This window comes from Stenotrophomonas sp. Sm10 (assembly GCF_030985515.1).
Classification (GTDB): Bacteria; Pseudomonadota; Gammaproteobacteria; order Xanthomonadales; family Xanthomonadaceae; genus Stenotrophomonas; species Stenotrophomonas hibiscicola.
The window spans coordinates 24670-43041 of record NZ_JAPTFO010000004.1 but is presented as its reverse complement, the minus strand read 5'-3'; the positions used below and the strand labels follow the sequence as shown (position 1 = coordinate 43041).

At 65.2% G+C, this 18372-nt stretch carries 13 protein-coding genes and 1 pseudogene; 7 read left to right on the top strand and 7 right to left on the bottom strand.

Annotated elements, in window-relative coordinates; genetic code table 11:
• Window positions 1-29 precede the first annotated feature (29 nt).
• The 6 genes from O0J15_RS02015 to O0J15_RS01990 all read left to right on the top strand — a co-directional run bounded on the left by O0J15_RS02015 (window position 30) and on the right by O0J15_RS01990 (window position 11905).
• A complete protein-coding gene (locus O0J15_RS02015; RefSeq protein WP_134734790.1) occupies window positions 30-2063 on the top strand; it encodes a S9 family peptidase in 2034 nt (677 codons plus the stop codon).
• 180 nt (window positions 2064-2243) lie between these two features.
• Window positions 2244-5105 carry a TonB-dependent receptor gene (locus O0J15_RS02010; protein WP_019660622.1) on the top strand — a complete coding sequence of 954 codons (2862 nt, stop codon included), beginning with the start codon at window positions 2244-2246 and terminating at the stop codon, window positions 5103-5105.
• Between the two features lie 188 nt (window positions 5106-5293).
• Window positions 5294-7396, top strand: coding sequence for a M13 family metallopeptidase (locus tag O0J15_RS02005; protein WP_019660623.1), 2103 nt, complete (start codon window positions 5294-5296; stop codon window positions 7394-7396).
• Window positions 7397-7618: 222 nt separating this feature from the next.
• Entirely contained in the window at window positions 7619-9625 is a 2007-nt protein-coding gene (locus tag O0J15_RS02000) for a M13 family metallopeptidase (protein ID WP_308305000.1), read from the top strand.
• Window positions 9626-9750: 125 nt separating this feature from the next.
• Window positions 9751-10245, top strand: coding sequence for a VOC family protein (locus O0J15_RS01995; RefSeq protein ID WP_155029909.1), 495 nt, complete (start codon window positions 9751-9753; stop codon window positions 10243-10245).
• 76 nt (window positions 10246-10321) lie between these two features.
• The gene (locus O0J15_RS01990; RefSeq protein WP_308304999.1) at window positions 10322-11905 is read left to right on the top strand and encodes an NAD(P)/FAD-dependent oxidoreductase; all 1584 of its coding nucleotides are present in this window, start codon (window positions 10322-10324) and stop codon (window positions 11903-11905) included.
• A 104-nt stretch (window positions 11906-12009) separates the two neighbouring features.
• On the opposite strand, the gene O0J15_RS01985 is transcribed toward O0J15_RS01990, so the two are convergent.
• The 7 genes and pseudogenes from O0J15_RS01985 to O0J15_RS01955 all read right to left on the bottom strand — a co-directional run bounded on the left by O0J15_RS01985 (window position 12010) and on the right by O0J15_RS01955 (window position 17533).
• Window positions 12010-12684 (bottom strand): rhomboid family intramembrane serine protease, encoded by a 675-nt coding sequence (locus O0J15_RS01985; protein ID WP_308304998.1) that lies wholly within the window; start codon window positions 12682-12684, stop codon window positions 12010-12012.
• A 93-nt stretch (window positions 12685-12777) separates the two neighbouring features.
• Window positions 12778-13116 carry an MGMT family protein gene (locus O0J15_RS01980; protein WP_239502454.1) on the bottom strand — a complete coding sequence of 113 codons (339 nt, stop codon included), beginning with the start codon at window positions 13114-13116 and terminating at the stop codon, window positions 12778-12780.
• The gene (locus O0J15_RS01975) at window positions 13113-14033 is read right to left on the bottom strand and encodes a DMT family transporter (RefSeq protein WP_308305010.1); all 921 of its coding nucleotides are present in this window, start codon (window positions 14031-14033) and stop codon (window positions 13113-13115) included. Before O0J15_RS01975 ends, O0J15_RS01980 begins: the two co-directional genes overlap by 4 nt.
• Window positions 14034-14192: 159 nt before the next feature.
• Window positions 14193-15551 carry a glutathione-disulfide reductase gene (gorA, locus tag O0J15_RS01970; RefSeq protein WP_019660629.1) on the bottom strand — a complete coding sequence of 453 codons (1359 nt, stop codon included), beginning with the start codon at window positions 15549-15551 and terminating at the stop codon, window positions 14193-14195.
• Window positions 15548-15691 (bottom strand): annotated as a pseudogene (locus O0J15_RS01965) (amino acid dehydrogenase); the annotation flags it as partial. The gene gorA and the pseudogene O0J15_RS01965, both read right to left, overlap by 4 nt.
• 15 nt (window positions 15692-15706) lie before the next feature.
• Window positions 15707-16951: a DUF418 domain-containing protein gene (locus O0J15_RS01960; protein WP_180876530.1), complete on the bottom strand. Its 1245-nt coding sequence runs from the start codon at window positions 16949-16951 to the stop codon at window positions 15707-15709.
• A gap of 99 nt (window positions 16952-17050) precedes the next feature.
• Window positions 17051-17533, bottom strand: coding sequence for a peptidylprolyl isomerase (locus tag O0J15_RS01955; protein ID WP_111098588.1), 483 nt, complete (start codon window positions 17531-17533; stop codon window positions 17051-17053).
• 111 nt (window positions 17534-17644) lie between these two features.
• On the opposite strand from O0J15_RS01955, the gene O0J15_RS01950 reads away from it, so the two are divergent.
• A complete protein-coding gene (locus tag O0J15_RS01950) occupies window positions 17645-18184 on the top strand; it encodes a C40 family peptidase (protein ID WP_031270212.1) in 540 nt (179 codons plus the stop codon).
• Window positions 18185-18372: the final 188 nt, after the last annotated feature.

The following is an 18372-nucleotide window of genomic DNA, read 5'->3' as shown; positions in this document are numbered from 1 at the left end:
CCAGTCAAACTGCCAAGGATGCCCTGTACATGAAAGCCACACGCCTCTTCGCCCATGTGGGCGCTGCTGCTACGCTGCTGGGCCTGGCCGTGGGCCAGGCGCTGGCTACACCGCTGCCGGTCGACGACTTCGCCAAGATTCCCGCCATCCAATCGGTCACCATGAGCCCCGATGGCAAACAGCTGGTTGCGATCATCGCTGCCCCGGGAAGCAACAACGGTGACACCGCGCTCGCCAACTGGAACCTGGACAATCTCGGCGCAGGCCCGGTGGCCATCACGCCCTCCGGCGACCGCATGAAGTTCATCGCCGCCAGCGCATTGAAGGCCGGCCGCAGCCTTGTCATCGGCCGCCAGGAACTTACCGCGCAGCTGGCCGGTTGTGGAGAAGGCAACTCGGTGGGAAACACCAAGACTTTCCTATCGAAGGCTTACCTGACCGACACTTCCCAGACCAAGTTCGACGAAGCATTCGCCGACAATTCACGCAAGCTTGGCATCAGCGAACAGACACAACGCTGCCTGGAACTGGCGGGAACTGCGTCACTGGTTCACTCGCTCCCAATGGACCCTGACAAGGTCATCATTTCACAGATCAATCAGTCAACGTTCTCGGCAGGCTACTACCTGTTCAATCTCAAGACCGGACAGACCGAGCTGCTCTTCCGTGGCGACGCGCGCTCGACGCCCGGGTTGTTCCATCCCCGCAGCGGCGAACTCCTGACAAGGACCCAGATCGAACCGGCCGGGTCGAGCGAGTACGAACAGCAGATCCTGATCAAGGACAAGGCAAGCGGAAAGTTCGAGAAGCACGATGCGCTGACAACCAAGCTCAGCGAACGCTACACGATGGACGTGGCCGGCATCGATGACCAGACCGGCAAGCTCTACATCCTCACCGACAGATTTTCCGAGCAGGTGCAGGCCCGCCTGTACGACCCAGCAACCCGGACCTTCGACAAGGAGCCGCTGGCCGCCCACCCGCAGTATCCGATCAGCGGCCTCATCCTCGGCAGCAAACCCAGCAACTTCAATCAGGTTCTGGGCTTCTATGTGGATGGGCCGCGGCGCGAAGCGATCTATGTCGACCCGCAGATGAAGGCCCTCTTCGACGGCCTCAAACAGGCCTATCCGGGGAAGTACGTCGCCATCACCGGCTACAACGACGATCTCTCCCGCGTGCTCTTTACCACCAACAGTGCCGACACGCCGACGACCTATCACATACTCAGCGACCGCAAACAGGTGACCACCCTGGGCAGTGAGCGACCCTGGATCGATGGCAGGCAGATCGGCCAGCAACGCTGGGTCACCTATACCGCCCGCGACGGACGAAAGATTCCCGCCATCCTTGATCTGCCCGCGGGCTGGAAGGAAGGGGGAGAACCACTTCCAGCGCTCGTGCACCCGCACGGTGGCCCATGGGCTCGTGACTATGCCGGCTGGGATGCATCTGGCTGGGTGCCTTACTTCACCTCGCGTGGCTACGCTGTCATCCGCCCCCAGTATCGAGGCTCAACCGGCTTTGGACGCGACCACTGGCTCGCGGGTGACAGGCAGTGGGGGCTGACCATGCAGGACGACAATGACGATGCGGCTGCGTGGCTGGTGCAGCAGGGCATCGCCGCAAAGGACCGCCTGGCCATCTTCGGTTACTCCTATGGCGGCTTCGCAGCCGCTGCAGCCACGGTCCGCAGCCCCTCGCCTTTCCAGTGTGCCATTGCCGGAGCGCCCGTCACCGATCTCGGCAGAGTCGGCATGTCATGGAGCGAGAACCGCCTGCAGCGCATCCTGCAGGGGCAGACCGTCAAGGGAATGGACCCGATACAGAACACGGCCAAGGCGACCATCCCGGTACTGCTTTACGTCGGAGATCGTGACGTACGTACTCCGGCGTTCCACGCCCGATCGTTCTACAACGCAGTCCAGGGCAAGGTTCCGGCGAAGTTCGAGTTGATCGCCGACATGCCGCACAGCATGCCGTGGTACCCGAGCCACTACCGGGCCACGCTGCCGCTGATGGCCGACTTCCTGGCCAAGGACTGCGGCCCAGGCGGCCTGTAGGCCGCCCAGGGACGCACCCTGCCGTCGTCCACGCAGCTGGGGAGCTCTGCAGCTCCCCACCGGTACATGAATACGCCATTAGCAAAAGCGCGTTACATACGGGGAATGTTCATGTTGCATTTACTTTACGCCGTACATACACTCCGTTAACCGAAGCATAACAAGTGGGGATCCGACACAATGCGCAAGACCAACCGCCTTATTACGCCCAGCCGCCTGCCGCTCGCCCTGGCAGTGATTGCCTGCCTGCAGGCAGCCCCGGTGCTGGCCCAGGAATCCACCCGCGAGGAAGCAGCGGCGTCAAGTGCTTCGACGTCTGACAAGAAGGCCACTGATCTTGACAAGGTTACGGTCACCGGCTCCCTGATCCGTCGCGCGGACTATGAAACCACCTCGCCGGTGTTCACCATCGACACCGAGCGCAATGCCGCCCAGGGCCAGACCAGCGTCAGTGAATTCCTGCAGAAGTCGGCGATCGGCGCCGCCGAAACGCAGATCACCAATCAGTTCGGCGGCTTCACCACCAATGGTGGTACCGGCGTACAGACGTTCTCGCTACGCGGCCTGGGTGCCAATCGCACGCTTATCCTGCTTGATGGCCAGCGTCCGGGCCCGGCCGGTACCCGCGGCGCGGTCGGCGCGTTCGACCTGAACGTGCTGCCCACCGCCGTCCTGCAGCGTGCCGAGATCGTGAAGGATGGTTCGTCCTCCATCTATGGCTCCGATGCCGTCGCCGGCGTGGTCAATCTGATCACCAAGAAGAACTTCGACCGTCCCGAGCTGACCGTCAGCGGTCGCGTTCCGACCGAAGGCGGCGGTGAAGTATTCTCGGCGTCGCTGGCCAACGGCTGGAACTTCGACAATGGCAGCATCGTCGCCGCCGTGGAATGGTACCGCCAGAACGAACTGACCCGCGGTGACCGCGATTTCTTCAAGTGCGCCGAAGATATCGTCTGGGACGACAAGGGCAACCGCATCGACCGCGTCGACCGCTCCATCCTGGCCGGCACCAACCTGGCCAACTGCCAGAACATGCTGCACAACGTCATCGACGTCGGTTCCGTCCGTTACGTGCCGAGCACCGATGGCAGCACGGTTGGCCCGTTCCCGGGCTATCGTCCGCGCGCCAACCAGACCTATGCCAACGGCAACCCCGTGGCGACGTATCAGGAGCCGTACAACTTCCAGGCTTACGGCCAAGCCCAGATCATCAACCGCCAAGAGCGCAAGACGGTCTACTTTGCCACTGACTTCGGCTTTGATTCGTTCAACTGGAAGACCCAGTTCCTCTACAACAACCGCACCACGGACAACTTCTCGTGGCGCCAGTTCTTCCCGACAGTGCTGATCCCCGGCACCACCACCCGCGCTCAGCCGGTGCTGCCGTTCAAGTCTGCTTCCGAGACCGAAGTTGATTACTACTACTTCGCCAACAAGTTCGATGGCGGCTTCGGCAGCAGCACCTGGGGCTGGGAAGTCAATGCCAACTACAGCCACTCCAGTGGCAAGTACAGCAACCTTGGCATCCGCAACTCGATCAGCGGCGACATCGGCCGTCCGGGTACCGGCACTGCAGCTGCGAACTACTTCGACCCGGGCTATCTGAATGGCTCGAAGGTCGACGAGCTGGTCTCGATCCTCGGCGTCTGGGCCAAGGGCAAGACCACCTACGATCAGACCACGGTCAACGCCGTGTTCAGCGGTGAGCTGTTCGATCTTCCGGCCGGTGCCGTGGCTTCCGCAGTCGGTGTGGAGTACCGCAACTACAAGATCGACGACCAGCCGGGTGCCGATTTTGCCGACATCTGGGGTTCGACCACCGCCGGTCGCACCAAGGGCGACGAGAAGGTGAAGGAAGCGTTCGTCGAACTGGATGTGCCGGTCTTCAAGGGAGTTCCGGGCATCGAGTCGCTGTCGCTGAACGGCTCGGCCCGCGTCTTCAAGTACGACACGGTGTCCGGTTCGGACAAGGTGTGGAAGTTCGGTGTCAACTGGCAGATCATCCCGTCGCTGCGCCTGCGCGGCACCATCGGTACCTCCTACCGTGCACCGGGCCTGTATGAGCTGTACCTTGGCAATCAGACCGGCTTCCAGGCGCAGACCGCGATCGATCCCTGCATCCGCTGGGCTGAAGGCAACAACAGCAACGCTGCTGCCAACTGCGCCGCTGCCGGTATCCCGGGCGACTACACCGCCGCAGGCAACAGCAGCGCCACCGTCTTCACTCGTGGCGGCGCTGGCGGCGACCTGAAGCCGGAGACCTCGCGTGCACGCAGCATCGGCCTGGTGTTCACCCCGGAATTTGCTGACCTGAGCGTTGCGATCGACTACTTCGACTACGAAGTCAGCGACCAGATCACCGCGCTGAGTGCAGCGTCCATCCTGGAAGGCTGCTACGAGTCGACCACCTATCCGAACCGCTACTGCGACCTGATGCGTCGTAATCCGAATTCGGGTACCAACGCGAACATGATCACCGAGGTGTATGCGCAGTACCTGAACATCAACCGCCAGCGCACCCGCGGCTGGGATCTGACCCTGAACTGGGAACACGAGTTCAGCTTCGGCAAGTTCTCGCTGGACTCGCAGGTCACCTACACGGTTGAAGACACCGCCGAGCTGTTCGACAGCGCAGCGGCCAGCGGCCTGTCCTCGTCGGACCAGCTGGGTGATTTCGGTCGCCCGGACCTGGTCGGCAACCTGGGCCTGAGCCTGGAGCGTGGCGACTGGACCTACAACTGGATGACCCAGTACATCGCGTCGACCAAGGACCCGGACCTGCTGGAGACGTTCACCTATCAGGGCCGTCCGAATTCCTACCGCGACATCACCGCTGGCAGCCGCTGGTATCACACCGCCTCGGTGAGCTACGAGCAGGCCGATTGGCAGATTCTGGTGGGCGTCTCCAACGTGTTCGATGCCAAGCCGCCGCTGATCTCCAGCAGCGTCTACTCTTCGCGCTACGGCAACACCCACCCGTTCGCCACCCAGTACGACTACTACGGTCGCACCCCGTTCGTGCGCCTGAAGTACAAGTTCTGATCCACCGCTGACCGCAACGCCCGACAGACCCGGCTTTTGCCGGGTCTGTCTTTTCCGGGCCACCAAGCGGCCCCCTTGCACCCGGCCATGACCTTCGACACCCTTGCAGGTCTGGCCGGCGGCGTATCGTTCGGCCCACGGCCGTCCCACGGCCTTTCCCTGACTCACTCGGCCTGGAGGCCATCAAAGTGACCCGTACTCCCAAGATCGTGCTGCTGACCCTGGCCGTTTCGGCCGCGCTGGTCGGCTGCGGCAAGACTGAAACCCCGGCCAAGGACGCCACCGCCTCCACGCCGGCCGCGGCCGAAGCCACCAACTACACGCTGGACGAAAGCAAGCTGCCGGCCTACAACGCTTTCCAGCCCAGCGATCTGGATACCACCAAGGACGCCTGCGGCGCCTTCGGCGACTATGTGAACAGCAAGTGGCTGGCCGCCAATGAAATTCCGGGCGACCGCACCAGCTGGGGTGCGTTCACCATCCTCGACGAGCGCTCGGTGGCCGTGCAGCACCAGCTGGCCGAACAGGTGGCGCAGGTCAAGAATCCGAACCACATCGAGAAAATCGTCGGCGACCTGTGGGCCACCGGCATGGACGAGGCCAAGATCAATGCCCAGGGCATCGAGCCGCTGAAGGCCGACCTGGCCGCCATCGACGGCCTGCAGGACAAGGCGGCGATCGCCGATTACCTGCGCACCAGCGCGGCCAGGGGCGACAACGTCCTGTTCGGCTTCGGTGCCGAAGCCGACTTCAAGAACTCGGCCGTGAACATGGCCTACGCCAGCCAGGGCGGCCTGGGCCTGCCGGACAGCACCTATTACACCGACGCCAAGAATGCCGACAAGCTGAAGGCCTACCAGGCGCACGTCGCCAAGGTGCTGGAGCTGTCCGGTGTCGCCGCTGCCGACGCCGCCAAGCAGGCCGAGGACGTGGTCAAGTTCGAGACCCGCCTGGCCAAGGCCTCCAAGTCGCGCGTGGAGCTGTCGCGCAACGTCGAGCTGTACTACAACCCGGTCACCCTGGCCGATGCCGACAAGCTGACCCCGAACTTCAGCTGGACCGAGTTCTTCAAATCGCAGGGCGTGGCCGCGCCGGAGAAGTTCTCGCTGGCCATGCCGGCCTTCCATGAGGAAGTGAGCAAGGCGCTGGGCGATACCGACCCGTCGGTGTGGCGCGCCTACCTGCGCTTCCACACCGTGGACAGCGCCTCGCCGTACCTGGCCGATGCCTTCGTGCAGGAAAACTACGAGTTCTACGGCAAGACCCTCAACGGCCAGAAGGAACAGAAGCCGCGCTGGAAGCGCGTGCTGGGCACCATCGAAAACGATGCGGGTGAAGCCTTCGGCCAGCTGTACGTGAAGGTTGCCTTCTCGCCGGAAGCCAAGGCGAAGATGGAAGAACTGGTGAAGAATCTGGCCGCCGCGCTGAAGGAGCGCATCCAGGGCTTGAGCTGGATGAGCGAGGAGACCAAGGCCAAGGCCATCGCCAAGTGGGAAACCTTCACCCCGAAGATCGGCTACCCGGACAAGTGGCGTGACTGGTCGGGCCTGCAGACCCAGCGCGACAGCTTCCTGGGCAACGTGCGCGCGGCCAACGAGTTCAACTACAAGTTCAACCTGTCCAAGATCGGCAAGCCGGTGGACAAGACCGAGTGGGGCATGACCCCGCAGACGGTCAATGCCTACTACAACCCGCTGCAGAACGAGATCGTGTTCCCGGCCGCCATCCTGCAGCCGCCGTTCTTCGACCCGAAGGCCGACGACGCATTGAACTACGGCGGCATCGGCGCGGTGATCGGCCACGAAATGACCCATGGTTACGACGACCAGGGCGCGCGCTTCGGGCCGACCGGCAACATGGAAGACTGGTGGACCGCCGCTGACAAGAAGAACTTCGAAGGCCTGACTGGCAAGCTGGTCAAGCAGTTCGACCAGTACAAGGTCGACGGCCAGGCGGTGAACGGCCACCTGACCCTGGGTGAGAACATCGCCGACCTGGGCGGCCTGGCTACCGCCTACGATGCCCTGCAGAAGGCCAGCGCCGGCAAGGAAGACCCGAAGGTGGACGGCTTCACCCGCGACCAGCGCTTCTTCTTCAACTGGGCCACCGTGTGGCGCACCAAGTACACCCCGGAGAACGCCAAGGTCCGCCTGGCGACCGACCCGCACGCCCCGGCACAGTTCCGCGCCATGGGTGCACCGTCGAACCTGCCGACCTTCGCGGCCGCGTTCCAGTGCAAGGCCGGTTCGCCGATGGCCCGCACCGGCGAGCAGCAGGTGGTGATCTGGTAAGTCCTGGCTGACGCTGTTGCAGACCTGCAAAGGCCCGGGAATTCCCGGGCCTTTGTTTTTCCGGGGTGTCTTTCATCCACGCATGGCGTGGATCTACTGATCCCGGCGCTCCCCGGTAGCTGCCGACCTTGGTCGGCGAATGCACCGCGACGCGTGCATCCCGCGCCCATGCCTGGCTTGCTATAGTGCGCGCGCCCTCAATCCATCACGGATTCGTTCCACATGCCCAACTTCCGTCCGCTTGCCATCGCCCTGGGCATCAGCCTGGCGACCCTGGTCCCGACTCACGATGCGTTCGCCGCCAAGAAGAAGGCCGCACGCGCTCCGGCCGTCAGCGCCCAGTGCAGCGACTTCTACGACGCCACCAATGCAGGCTGGCTGAAGGCCAACCCGGTGCCGCAGACCGGCGCCGTCACCGCGCTGGGACAGCTGGTTGACCGCAGCCGCCAGCAGCAGCGTGAACTGCTCGACGCCGCGATGAAGTCGCCGCAGGGCAATGTGCAGAAGCTGCTGGGCGACTTCTGGGCCAGTGGCCTGGACGAAGCCGCCGTGGAAGCAGACGGCTCCAATCCGATTGCGCCGCTGCTGACCCGCATCAACGCCATCAAGAAGGCCAAGGATGTGCCGGCCTCGATCGCCGCGCTGCACCAGGTCGGCATCCCGGTGGCCTTCAACTTCGGCCCGGACGTCGACCTGAAGGCGCTGGATCGTCACATCGGCTACTTCATGCAGGGCGGCATGGGCCTGCCGGATCCGGCGTTCTATACCCGCACCGACGCCGACACCGTGGCGCTGATGGGCCGCTACCGCAACTACGTCAAGCAGATCCTGGCGCTGACCGGTACCCCGGCCGCCAAGCTGGATGCCGAGTCGCAGGCGGTGATCGCGCTGGAAACCGAACTGGCACGCAATGCGCAGTCGCTGGCCGGCATCAACAACCCGTTCAACAACTACGCGCCCATCTCCACCAAGGAGCTCAACAGCCGCTACCGCAACCTGCAGCTGGATGCCTTCCTGAAGGCACAGGGCGTGGACGATGACCTGGTCTCGCTGGCCGACCCGGGCCTGTTCAAGCAGCTCGATGGCATGGTCACCAAGCTCAAGCCGGAGCAGTGGAAGGCGTACCTGCGCTGGCGCGTGGGCGACTCGATGGCGCCGTACCTGTCCAGGGCCTACCGCGACGCCGAGTTCGAATTCCGTGGCCGTGTGCTGCGTGGCCAGACCCTGCCGCCGCAGCGCTGGGAATCCGTGCTGGATGCAATCAATGTGGCCGCCGGCCCGATGGTCGGCCGCGAGTACGCCGCCCGCTACCTGTCGGCCGAAGATCGTCGCCAGGCCGCATGGATCGTCGACAAGGTGCGCGAAGTACAGATCGAGGCGGTAAAGAACAGCAGCTGGATGAGTGCCGAAGCCAAGACCGAAGCGCAGGCCAAGCTGGCTGCGCTGAAGATCGAGATCGGCACTCCACTGCGCGACCTGGACTACAGCGTGCAGCCGATGGGCCGCGGCTCGTTCGGTGGCAATATGCTGATCGCGTCGACCTGGCGCCATCGCGAGGAAATGAAGCGCATCGGCAAGGGCAACGCCGACCGTCGCTGGGACGTGCTGCCGCAGCAGCCGTCGCTGGCCTATGACCTGGCGCAGAACCGCCTGATCGTCACCGCCGCGATCCTGCAGGGCCCGGTGTTCAACGCCAAGGCCGACGCCGCCGACAAGTTCGGCAGCTTCGGTGGTCTGGTCGGCCATGAACTGACCCGTGCGATCGATGCCAAGGGCGCGCTGGTCGATGCCAAGGGTGAGCTGCGCAGCTGGTGGACTCCGGCCGACAAGACCGCCTGGACCCTGCTCGGCAATCGCGTGGCCGCGCAGTACAGCGCCTACGACTTCCCGGGCGTGAAGGGTGCCAAGGTCAACGGCACGCTCACCCAGGAAGAGAACCTGGCCGACATCGCCGGCCTGGAACTGGCCTGGGCCGCATACACCGCGCAGGAGCCGAAGGCCAAGCCGGCACAGCAGCAGGGCTTCTTCCGCGCCTGGTCGACGTTGTGGGCGCAGCAGCTGTCGCCGAACGAGGCCGCGCGCCGCCTGACCGCCGACATCCGCGCGCCGGGCCTGTGGCGCAGCAATGGCACGCTGGCCAACCTGCCGGCGTTCGGTGCCACCTTCAGTTGCAAGGCCGGGCAGCCGATGCAGCGCAGCGAAGCCGACCAGATCAAGGTCTGGCGCTGAGCCAGCCGTCACGCTGGGGATGCAGAGGGCGCCTTCGGGCGCCCTTTTTTTTGCGGATGCAGCACGATCCCGGGTTAACACCGCCCGTGCTATCGCTGCGCCTTCGTCCGCTGCGGAGCCCGACCATGGCACACAAGAACACGATCTGTATCTGGTACGACAACGGCGCGCTCGAGGCCGCCACCTTCTATGCCAACACCTTTCCCGACAGCGCGGTGAGCGCTGTCCACCACGCCCCGGGCGACTACCCGGACGGCAAGGAAGGCAACGTACTGACGGTCGAGTTCACGGTCTGCGGCATCCCCTGCGTCGGCCTCAACGGCGGCACCGCGTTCAAGCACAGCGAAGCCTTCTCCTTCCAGATCCAGACCGAGGACCAGGCCGAGACTGACCGCTTGTGGGACGCCATCGTCAGCAACGGTGGCCAGGAGAGCCAGTGCGGCTGGTGCAAGGACCGCTGGGGCATTTCCTGGCAGATCAGCCCGCGCATGCTGATCGAAGCGGTGACCAGCAAGGACAAGGCGCTGGCCAAGCGGGCCTTCAACGCAATGATGCCAATGAAGAAGATCGACATCGCCAGCATCGAAGCAGCGATCAAAAAAGGGGACGGAGGGGATTAAGTCGTTTTTCCCCATTGTCTGTGACCCAATGCGAATTGCGACTTAATTCCCTCCGTCCCCTTTTTCCGAGGTGCTGATGTCCTGGGATGCGATCATCATCGGTGGTGGCCACAACGGCCTGGTCTGCGCGGCCTATCTCGCACGCGCTGGCAAGAAGGTGCTGGTGCTGGAACGTCGTGGCGTTCTCGGCGGCGCGGCGGTCACCGAGGAATTCCACCCCGGGTTCCGCAACTCTGTGGCGTCGTATACGGTATCGCTGTTGCAACCGAAGGTGATCGACGACCTGCAACTGCATGCGCATGGGCTGCGCATTGTCGCGCGCCCGGTCAACAACTTCCTGCCATTGCCCGACGACCGCTACCTGTTGTCGGCACCTGGCCGCGCCCAGGCCGAAGTCGCGAGATTCTCCGAACGCGATGCGCAGGCGCTGCCAGCGTATGAAGCACGCCTGGGGATCTTCGCCGACGTACTGCGCGCATGGGCCCTGCGCGCGCCGCCGGACCTGGGTGTAGCAGGCGGTTGGCGTGCGCTGCCCGCGCTCTGGCAGATGGGCCGCCTCGGCCGCGAACTGGCAACGCTGGATGCTTCGCTACGCCAGGAACTGCTGGACCTGTTCACGCTGTCGGCGGCCGAGTACCTGGACCGCTGGTTCGAGAGCGAGCCGATCAAGGCCCTGTTCGGCTTTGATGGCATTGTCGGCAACTATGCAAGCCCGTATACACCGGGCAGCGCCTACGTACTGCTGCACCATGTGTTCGGCCAGTGCAATGGCGTGAAAGGTGCGTGGGGCCATGCGATCGGCGGCATGGGCGCAATCAGCCAGGCCATCGCCGCCGCTGCACGCGCGGCTGGCGCGGAACTGCACGTGGACGCCGGCGTGCGACGCGTACTGGTTGAACACGGCAGTGCCGTGGGAGTGGAACTGACCAACGGTGAAATCCTGCGTGCACGCGCGGTGATCGCCAACGTCAATCCGAAGCTGTTGTACGAGCAGATGCTGGCCCCGGCACAGGTACCGGACGCGACCCGCGAACGCATGGCGAACTGGCGCTGCGGTTCCGGCACGTTCCGGATGAACGTGGCGCTGTCGCGGCTGCCGGACTTCCGCGCCCTGCCCGGGCCCGGCGATCACCTCAGCGCCGGCATCATCATGGCGCCCAGCCTGGAGTACATGGACCGCGCCTGGCTGGATGCGCGACGCGACGGCTGGTCACGCGAACCGATCGTGGAGATGCTGATTCCCAGCACGCTGGACGCTTCGCTGGCGCCACCCGGCCGGCATGTGGCCAGTCTGTTCTGCCAGCACGTGGCACCGGTGCTGTCCGATGGACGTCACTGGGATGATCACCGTGACACGGTGGCCGATCTGATGATCGCGACCGTCGACCGGTATGCACCGGGCTTCGCCGACAGCGTGCTTGGCCGACAGGTGCTGTCACCGCTGGATCTGGAACGCGCCTTTGGCCTGGTCGGCGGTGACATCTTCCACGGCGCACTGAGCGCCAACCAGCTGTTCTCGGCACGGCCGATGGTCGGCCAGGCTGGCTATCGTGGCGCCCTGCCCGGCCTGTATCTGTGCGGGTCGGGAACACATCCCGGGGGCGGCGTGACCGGCGCGCCAGGTCACAATGCGGCGCAGGTAGTGTTGCAGGATCTCTGAAGGCGTGCCGACCAACGGTCGGCACCTACCGCGTCAGATGATCCTGGCCAAGGTGTGCCAACCGAGGTTGGCACCTACCCGCGTGAAGCGAGGCGCATCGCGCCTCACTTCACGCTGCGCAGATGGTTCGGGCGCTTCGGCGGGCCGGGCGGGCGGCGATTGTTGAACGGCGGCTGCCCGCGCCAGTAGCGGATCAGCAACCAGCCAAACAGCATGCCGCCCAGGTGCGCGAAGTGGGCCACGCCTGGCTGCCAGCCGGTCATGCCCAGCATCAGTTCGCCCACACCGAACAGGATCACGAAGGTCCGTGCCTTCATCGGGATCGGCGGGAACAGCAGCATCACCCGCTGGTTCGGGAACAGCATGCCGTAGGCCAGCAGCAGGCCGAACACGCCGCCGGAGGCGCCCAGCACCGTGGCCGGATTCTCCAGCAGCGTTCCCACCAGCAGCTGGCAGACACCGGCACCGGCCACGCAGACCAGGTAGTACAGCAGGAATCGCTTCTCGCCCCAGGTCTGCTCCAGCGGCGCACCGAACATGAAGACCGCCAGCATGTTGAAGAACAGGTGGCCGAAGCTGCCATGCAGGAAGCCATAGGTCAGCAGCTGCCACGGCTGGAAGTTGCCGCCCGGCGAGAACGCATCGAAGCCCTGCTGCAGCGGTTGCAGCATGAACGGCTCGAAGGTCTGCATGCCGAGCAGGAACGGCTGCTGCAGCAGGAACAGGATCGCGTTGGCGATCAGCAGGGCCTTGGTGACGGTTGGCAGTCGCGGGAACATGGGAGCACCGGCATGGAACGACCTCCATCATAGCCGCAGCACCGCGCCTTGTTGGCGACCCGCAGGTCCGGCCTGTTCAGTCGCCAGCGGCGCTCAGCCCGGCCCCCATACGGCAGCATCCAGCGCTACCGTCGGATCGGTCGTGGGCATCCGCACCCGGCCGTTCTCAACCACCACGCCCTCGGCACGCAGCCGCTGCGATTGCTCACGCCAGCCCGCCGACCCTTCTTCCATGGCAATGCGCCCATCCGAGCGCAGCACGCGGTGCCAGGGCAGGTCCGGGTCGTCGTTCTGGCCCAGGATGCGCGCGGTCAGGCGTGCTCGCCCGGGCAGGCCCGCGCGCATCGCCACCTGTCCGTAGCCCATCACCTGCCCAGCCGGGATCGCGCGGATCACCGCCAGGATGCGCGCACGCGCCTGCTCCGGCGTCAGCGCCGCAGGCGGGTCACCAGCAGAACGCCGATCAGCACCAGCACGGTACCGGCGATCTGTGCCGGCCCCATCGGTTCGTCGAGCAGCCATAGGCTCATCACGATGGTGGAAACAGGGCCCAGCATACCGACCTGCGCGGCAAGCGACGAACCCACGCGCTGCACCGCCAACATGATCGCCAGCACCGGCAGCACCGTACAGACAGTGGCATTGACCAGCGACAGCCACTGTACCGGCGCCGGTGCCTGCCACAGCAGTGGCAGCGGATGGGTCACCGCGAAATGCAGCAGCACCAGCACGCTGGCCACGCAGCTGGCATAGGCGGTCAGCCGCACTGCACCGATGCGCGCGACCACCTGCCCGCTGCCGAACAGGTACAGCGCGTAGCTGAGCGCACTGCCCAGCACCAGCAGGCTGCCGACGATGATCTGGCCGCCCTCGCGCTGCAGGTCATGCCCGAAGGCCAGCAGCACGCCGAGGTAACTCAGCACCAGCGCGCCGATCTGCCAGCGTCCCGGCCGCTGGCGCGCCAGCAGCACGTTGATCAGCAGTACCAGGGTCGGGTTCAAGTACAGGATCAGCCGCTCCAGGGTCACGCTGATGTACTGCAGGCCCTGGAAGTCGAGCAGGCTGGACAGGTAGTAGCCGGTGAAGCCCAGCCACAGCACGCGGGCGCGATCAGCCCAGGACAGCGGCTCGGCCCGGCGCGCGGCCCACAGCGCCATCAGCGCGAACAACGGCAGCGCCATCAGCATGCGCAGCGCCAGCAGCGTGGTGGCATCGACGCCATGACGCAGGCCCAGCTTGACGATGATGGCCTTGCCGGAGGCGGCGATGGCACCGATCGCGGCCAGGCCGATACCCCCCAGCGCGATGCGTGGGGAAGCGGTAGCGATACGGGAAGCGGGGCTGGACATCAGGACGACGGCGGGCCGCATGGAGCGGTCCGGAAACGCATGGGGGCGCCCAGTATCGCATGGGGGCGCCAGGTGCCCTGTAGAGCCGAGCCTGCGCTCGGCTGCACCATGTCTGCACGGAATGCAGCCGAGCATAGGCTCGGCTCTACAACTGCGGGCTCAGCGCATCAGCACCACTTCCTCGGCCGAGGTCGGGTGGATCGCCACAGTGTCGTCGAACTGGGCCTTGGTCGCGCCCATCTTCACCGCCACGGCAAAGCCCTGCAGGATCTCGTCGGCCGCTTCGCCCAGCAGGTGGATGCCCACCACGCGTTCTTCCGGGCCGGCACAGACCATCTTGAACAGGCTGCGCTGGGGGCCGTTGGCCAGCGCCTGCAGCATCGGGCGAAAGCGGCTGTGGTAGACGCTCACCTGGTCGAAACGCCGGCGCGCTTCCTCCTCGCTCATGCCCACCGCGCCCAGCGGCGGATGCGAGAACACCACGCTGGCCACGTTCTCGTAATCCATCTTCGACTGCGGGCGGCCCCCGAACAGCCGGTCCATCAGCCGCCGCGACGCGGCCACCGCCACCGGGGTCAGGCCGACCTTGCCGGCGATGTCGCCGACCGCATGCACGCTCGGCACACGGGTGGTCTGCCACTCGTCCACCTGCACCTGCTCGTGCTCGCCGATGTCGATGCCGAGCGCTTCCAGACCCAGGCCACGGCTGTTGCCGCGGCGGCCGGCAGCGAAGAACACCGCATCGAACACGCTGTCGAGCGGGCCATCATGGCCGAATGCACGTACGCGCTCACCATCGCGCTGCAGTTCGCGCAGGCGATAGCCGAAATGGATGCGCACGCCCTGCTGCTTCAGGTTCTCGGCCAGCTGATCGGTCAGCTCGTAGTCGAAGCGATCCAGCAGCCGCTGACCGCGCACCAGCAGGCTCACCCTGCTGCCCAGTGCCTGCAGCAGGCCAGCCAGCTCCACCGCGATGTAACCGCCACCGATGATCGCCACCTCGGCCGGTGCCGCGCGCAGATCGAAGAAATCATCGGAAACCAGGCCCAGTTCCGCACCGGGAATGTCCGGGCGCAGCGGGTGCGCGCCGGTGGCGATCAGGATGTGTTCGGCGCTGTAGCGCACGCCATCGCTGCAGGCCACGGTGTGCGCATCGAGCAGATGGCCGCGCGCCGGAATGCGCACCACGCCGGTTTCGTCCAGGCGCTTGTGGTAGCTGGTATGGATATTGCTGATGTAGGCCTGGCGATGTATCACCAGTTCCTTCCACGACAGCGCCGGGCGCGCTTGGACATCGAAGCCCATCGCACTGGCCAGGCCGATGCGCTCATGCAGGTCAGCTGCCAGCCACATGGCCTTCTTCGGCACGCAACCGACGTTGACGCAGGTCCCACCCAGTTCGCCCGGCTCCAGCAGCGCCACGCGCTTGCCGTGCTGCGCGGCGCGGATCGCACCGGCCAGGCCGGCGGAGCCGCCGCCGAGGACGATCAGGTCGTAGTCATAGGGTGCAGTGCTCATCGGAATCGCTCGGGTCGGTAGGGGGCAGGGTCGATCACCGGCGTACGGACGCAGACGAGATCGGCGATCAGCTGGCCGTTGCCGGCGCTCATGCTGATGCCGAGCATGCCATGCCCAGCTGCAAGCCAGACGTGAGGATGCGCGCCCTGCATCGATCAGCCCTGCCCGGCTCCACGCCGCATCGGTGGCCACTGGCGATAGGTCATTGCACGCCATAGCCATTCCACCGGACCAAAGCGGAAGCGCGCCAGCCACGCGTGCGAAACAGCCACCTGCGCTGCGAATACCAGCAGCGCGAACAGCAACTGCACGCTGCGCGGCATCCGCTCGAACCCGCCCAGGCCATAGTGGTAGAACAGCCAGGTACACAGCAACGACTGGGCCAGGTAGTGGGTCAATGCCATGCGCCCCACCGGCGCCAGCCATCCCAGCCGCGCGCGCCAACGCACGATCCACGCCAGGTAACCCAGGCACATCGGCAGCCCGCCGATCGTCACCAGTGCCATCGCTGCGGTCACCGGCAGGTCGTAGGCGCCCGGTGCCAGATACGGCTTCCAGGCAACGCCGAGCAGCGTGACCGCCAGGCCCAGCGGCAGCGCCACCCAACGCAACAGCACGTACAGCCGTGGGAAGCGCTCGGGTGATACCAGTGCACCGCTGCTGGCGAACCAGCTGCCGATCAGGAACATGCCCAGCACTTCCGGACCGGTAATCAGCAGCGCGCCCATCGACGATCCGAACTCGTGCAGGCGCTGCGCGGTGGCCTGCATCCAGCTGCCGTGCCCGTACACCAGGCGCTGCTGCGCGATGGCCTGCTGTGCTTCGGCAAGCATCTTCTGCATGTCTTCGGCCGAAGCCATCGACACCATCGCACCCACCAGCAACATCATCGCTACACCGCCGAGGTAGACGATCACGCCCATCCACGGCAGCCAGCTGCGCGGCGCCTCGCGGCAGGCCAGCAACGGCAACGAGACCAGTGCATACATCACCAGGATGTCGCCGGACCAGACCAGCAGTGCATGGCACAGGCCGATCAGCAGCAGGCCGGCGCTGCGGCGCAGGTAGAACGGGGTGAAGTCGCGCCCGGCCACCTCGGCGCGTTGCGCCATCACCGCAAAGCCGGCACCGAACAGCAGCGAGAACAGGGTGAAGAACTTGCCCTGCACGAACACATAGACGAAGGCGTCGGCCCAGTAATCGATGCCCCGCCAGTGCACGTCAATGCCGGTGAAGGCCAGGTCCAGCGGACCGCTGAAGGCCTCGATGTTCATCAGCAGGATGCCCAGCAGCGCGGCACCACGCAGCACGTCCAGCACGGCGATGCGTTCGCCGGAAGCCACCGGCTGCAGGGAAGGAGAGACAGCGTTCACGGGGCGTCCGTCAGGCAGGTCCGCCATTATGCCGCCGGCCCGCGCGCCATGGATGGCCGCGCCATGTTCCAGAAACGCAACGGCCCGCCGAAGCGGGCCGTCGCATCCATCACGATCGCGCTGCGATCAGTGCTGGTGACCACCGTCGCCGTGGACGTGGCCGTGGTCGAGCTCTTCCTTGCCGGCTTCGCGCACATCGACGATTTCCACGTCGAAGTGCAGGTCCTTGCCGGCCATCGGGTGGTTCAGGTCGACGTCCACGACGCTCATGCCGACCTTCTGCACGGTCACCGCACGCGGGCCGAAGTTGGTCTGCAGCACCACCTGCTGGCCCGGGGCCAGCTTGGTGTTGCCGAAGTGCTTCTTCGGCACGCGCTGGGACAGGCCCTCGCGGCGCTCGCCGTAGGCATCGGCCGCCTTGACGTCGACGCTGAAGGTCGCGCCGGCTTCCTTGTCCATCATGGCGTTTTCCAGGCCCGGGATGATATTGCCATGGCCGATCAGGATCGCCAGCGGCTCGCCGCGGTCCTTGGACGATTCAATCGGCTCCTGGCCGACTTCGGAAACGGTGTAGTGGAAGCGGACAACGCGGTCTTTTTCGATCTTCATGCGCAACTCTGTCTGGATCTGCCGGAGGCAGGCGGGTTGGGGCGGGTTGTCGCCCGACGGGGACGCCGCCATCATGACGGCCATTCCAAGGTGGCGCATTATCCGGAGATCATGCACATCACGCCAGTTTCGTCCGGCCCGCGCCGGTTTCTCGCCCCGGCCCTGCTGCTGGCCCTGCCCGTGTTGATGACCGCCTGTGGCGGCGGCAAGGCCACCCGCCCGGCGCCGCCCCCGCCGACGGCGAACTGGCCGAAGACCGTGCCGGACAACCCCGAGGCCGCCAACTCGGTGCTGATGCGGGCCATCAGCCTGGTCGGCACGCCCTACCGCTATGGCGGCAACACCCCGGACTCGGGCTTCGACTGCAGCGGGCTGGTCGCCTATGTCTATCGCGAGATGCTGGACCTGCGGCTGCCGCGCACCTCGCGCGACCTGGCGGCGGTACAGGGCCCCAGGATCGATCCGCAACGCCTGGCCACCGGCGACCTGGTGTTCTTCGGCAGCCGCGGCAGCGTCACCCACGTGGGCATCTATGTAGGTGAAGGGCGTTTTGTGCACGCGCCGAGTACCGGCGGTACGGTTCGCCTGGACTCGCTCAGTGGCCCCTACTGGAAAGACCACTACACGGGCGCGAAACGTGTCCTTCGCTAAGCTGAACAGGCGATATGTCTAAAAATGTGACATGCGTCACTATATAAATAACGATTTTATAACGGAATTTTTAACTTATCCGCGCTTTTACAGGGCATGATGCCCCATCGTTTTTTTCCTGTGACCGACGCGTGACGACTGACGACCTGAAAAGCGAAGGCCAGACTTCCGTATCTTCACGTAGTGCC

What these genes read in the sequence shown, in the direction of transcription:
- O0J15_RS02015 (WP_134734790.1), top strand. Translation starts at nt 30, where the DNA reads ATGAAAGCCACACGCCTCTTCGCCCATGTGGGCGCTGCTGCTACGCTG.
- O0J15_RS02010 (WP_019660622.1), top strand. Translation starts at nt 2,244, where the DNA reads ATGCGCAAGACCAACCGCCTTATTACGCCCAGCCGCCTGCCGCTCGCC.
- O0J15_RS02000 (WP_308305000.1), top strand. Translation starts at nt 7,619, where the DNA reads ATGCCCAACTTCCGTCCGCTTGCCATCGCCCTGGGCATCAGCCTGGCG.
- O0J15_RS01995 (WP_155029909.1), top strand. Translation starts at nt 9,751, where the DNA reads ATGGCACACAAGAACACGATCTGTATCTGGTACGACAACGGCGCGCTC.
- O0J15_RS01990 (WP_308304999.1), top strand. Translation starts at nt 10,322, where the DNA reads ATGTCCTGGGATGCGATCATCATCGGTGGTGGCCACAACGGCCTGGTC.
- O0J15_RS01985 (WP_308304998.1), bottom strand. Translation starts at nt 12,684, where the DNA reads ATGTTCCCGCGACTGCCAACCGTCACCAAGGCCCTGCTGATCGCCAAC.
- O0J15_RS01975 (WP_308305010.1), bottom strand. Translation starts at nt 14,033, where the DNA reads ATGTCCAGCCCCGCTTCCCGTATCGCTACCGCTTCCCCACGCATCGCG.
- gorA (WP_019660629.1), bottom strand. Translation starts at nt 15,551, where the DNA reads ATGAGCACTGCACCCTATGACTACGACCTGATCGTCCTCGGCGGCGGC.
- O0J15_RS01960 (WP_180876530.1), bottom strand. Translation starts at nt 16,951, where the DNA reads ATGGCGGACCTGCCTGACGGACGCCCCGTGAACGCTGTCTCTCCTTCC.
- O0J15_RS01955 (WP_111098588.1), bottom strand. Translation starts at nt 17,533, where the DNA reads ATGAAGATCGAAAAAGACCGCGTTGTCCGCTTCCACTACACCGTTTCC.
- O0J15_RS01950 (WP_031270212.1), top strand. Translation starts at nt 17,645, where the DNA reads ATGCACATCACGCCAGTTTCGTCCGGCCCGCGCCGGTTTCTCGCCCCG.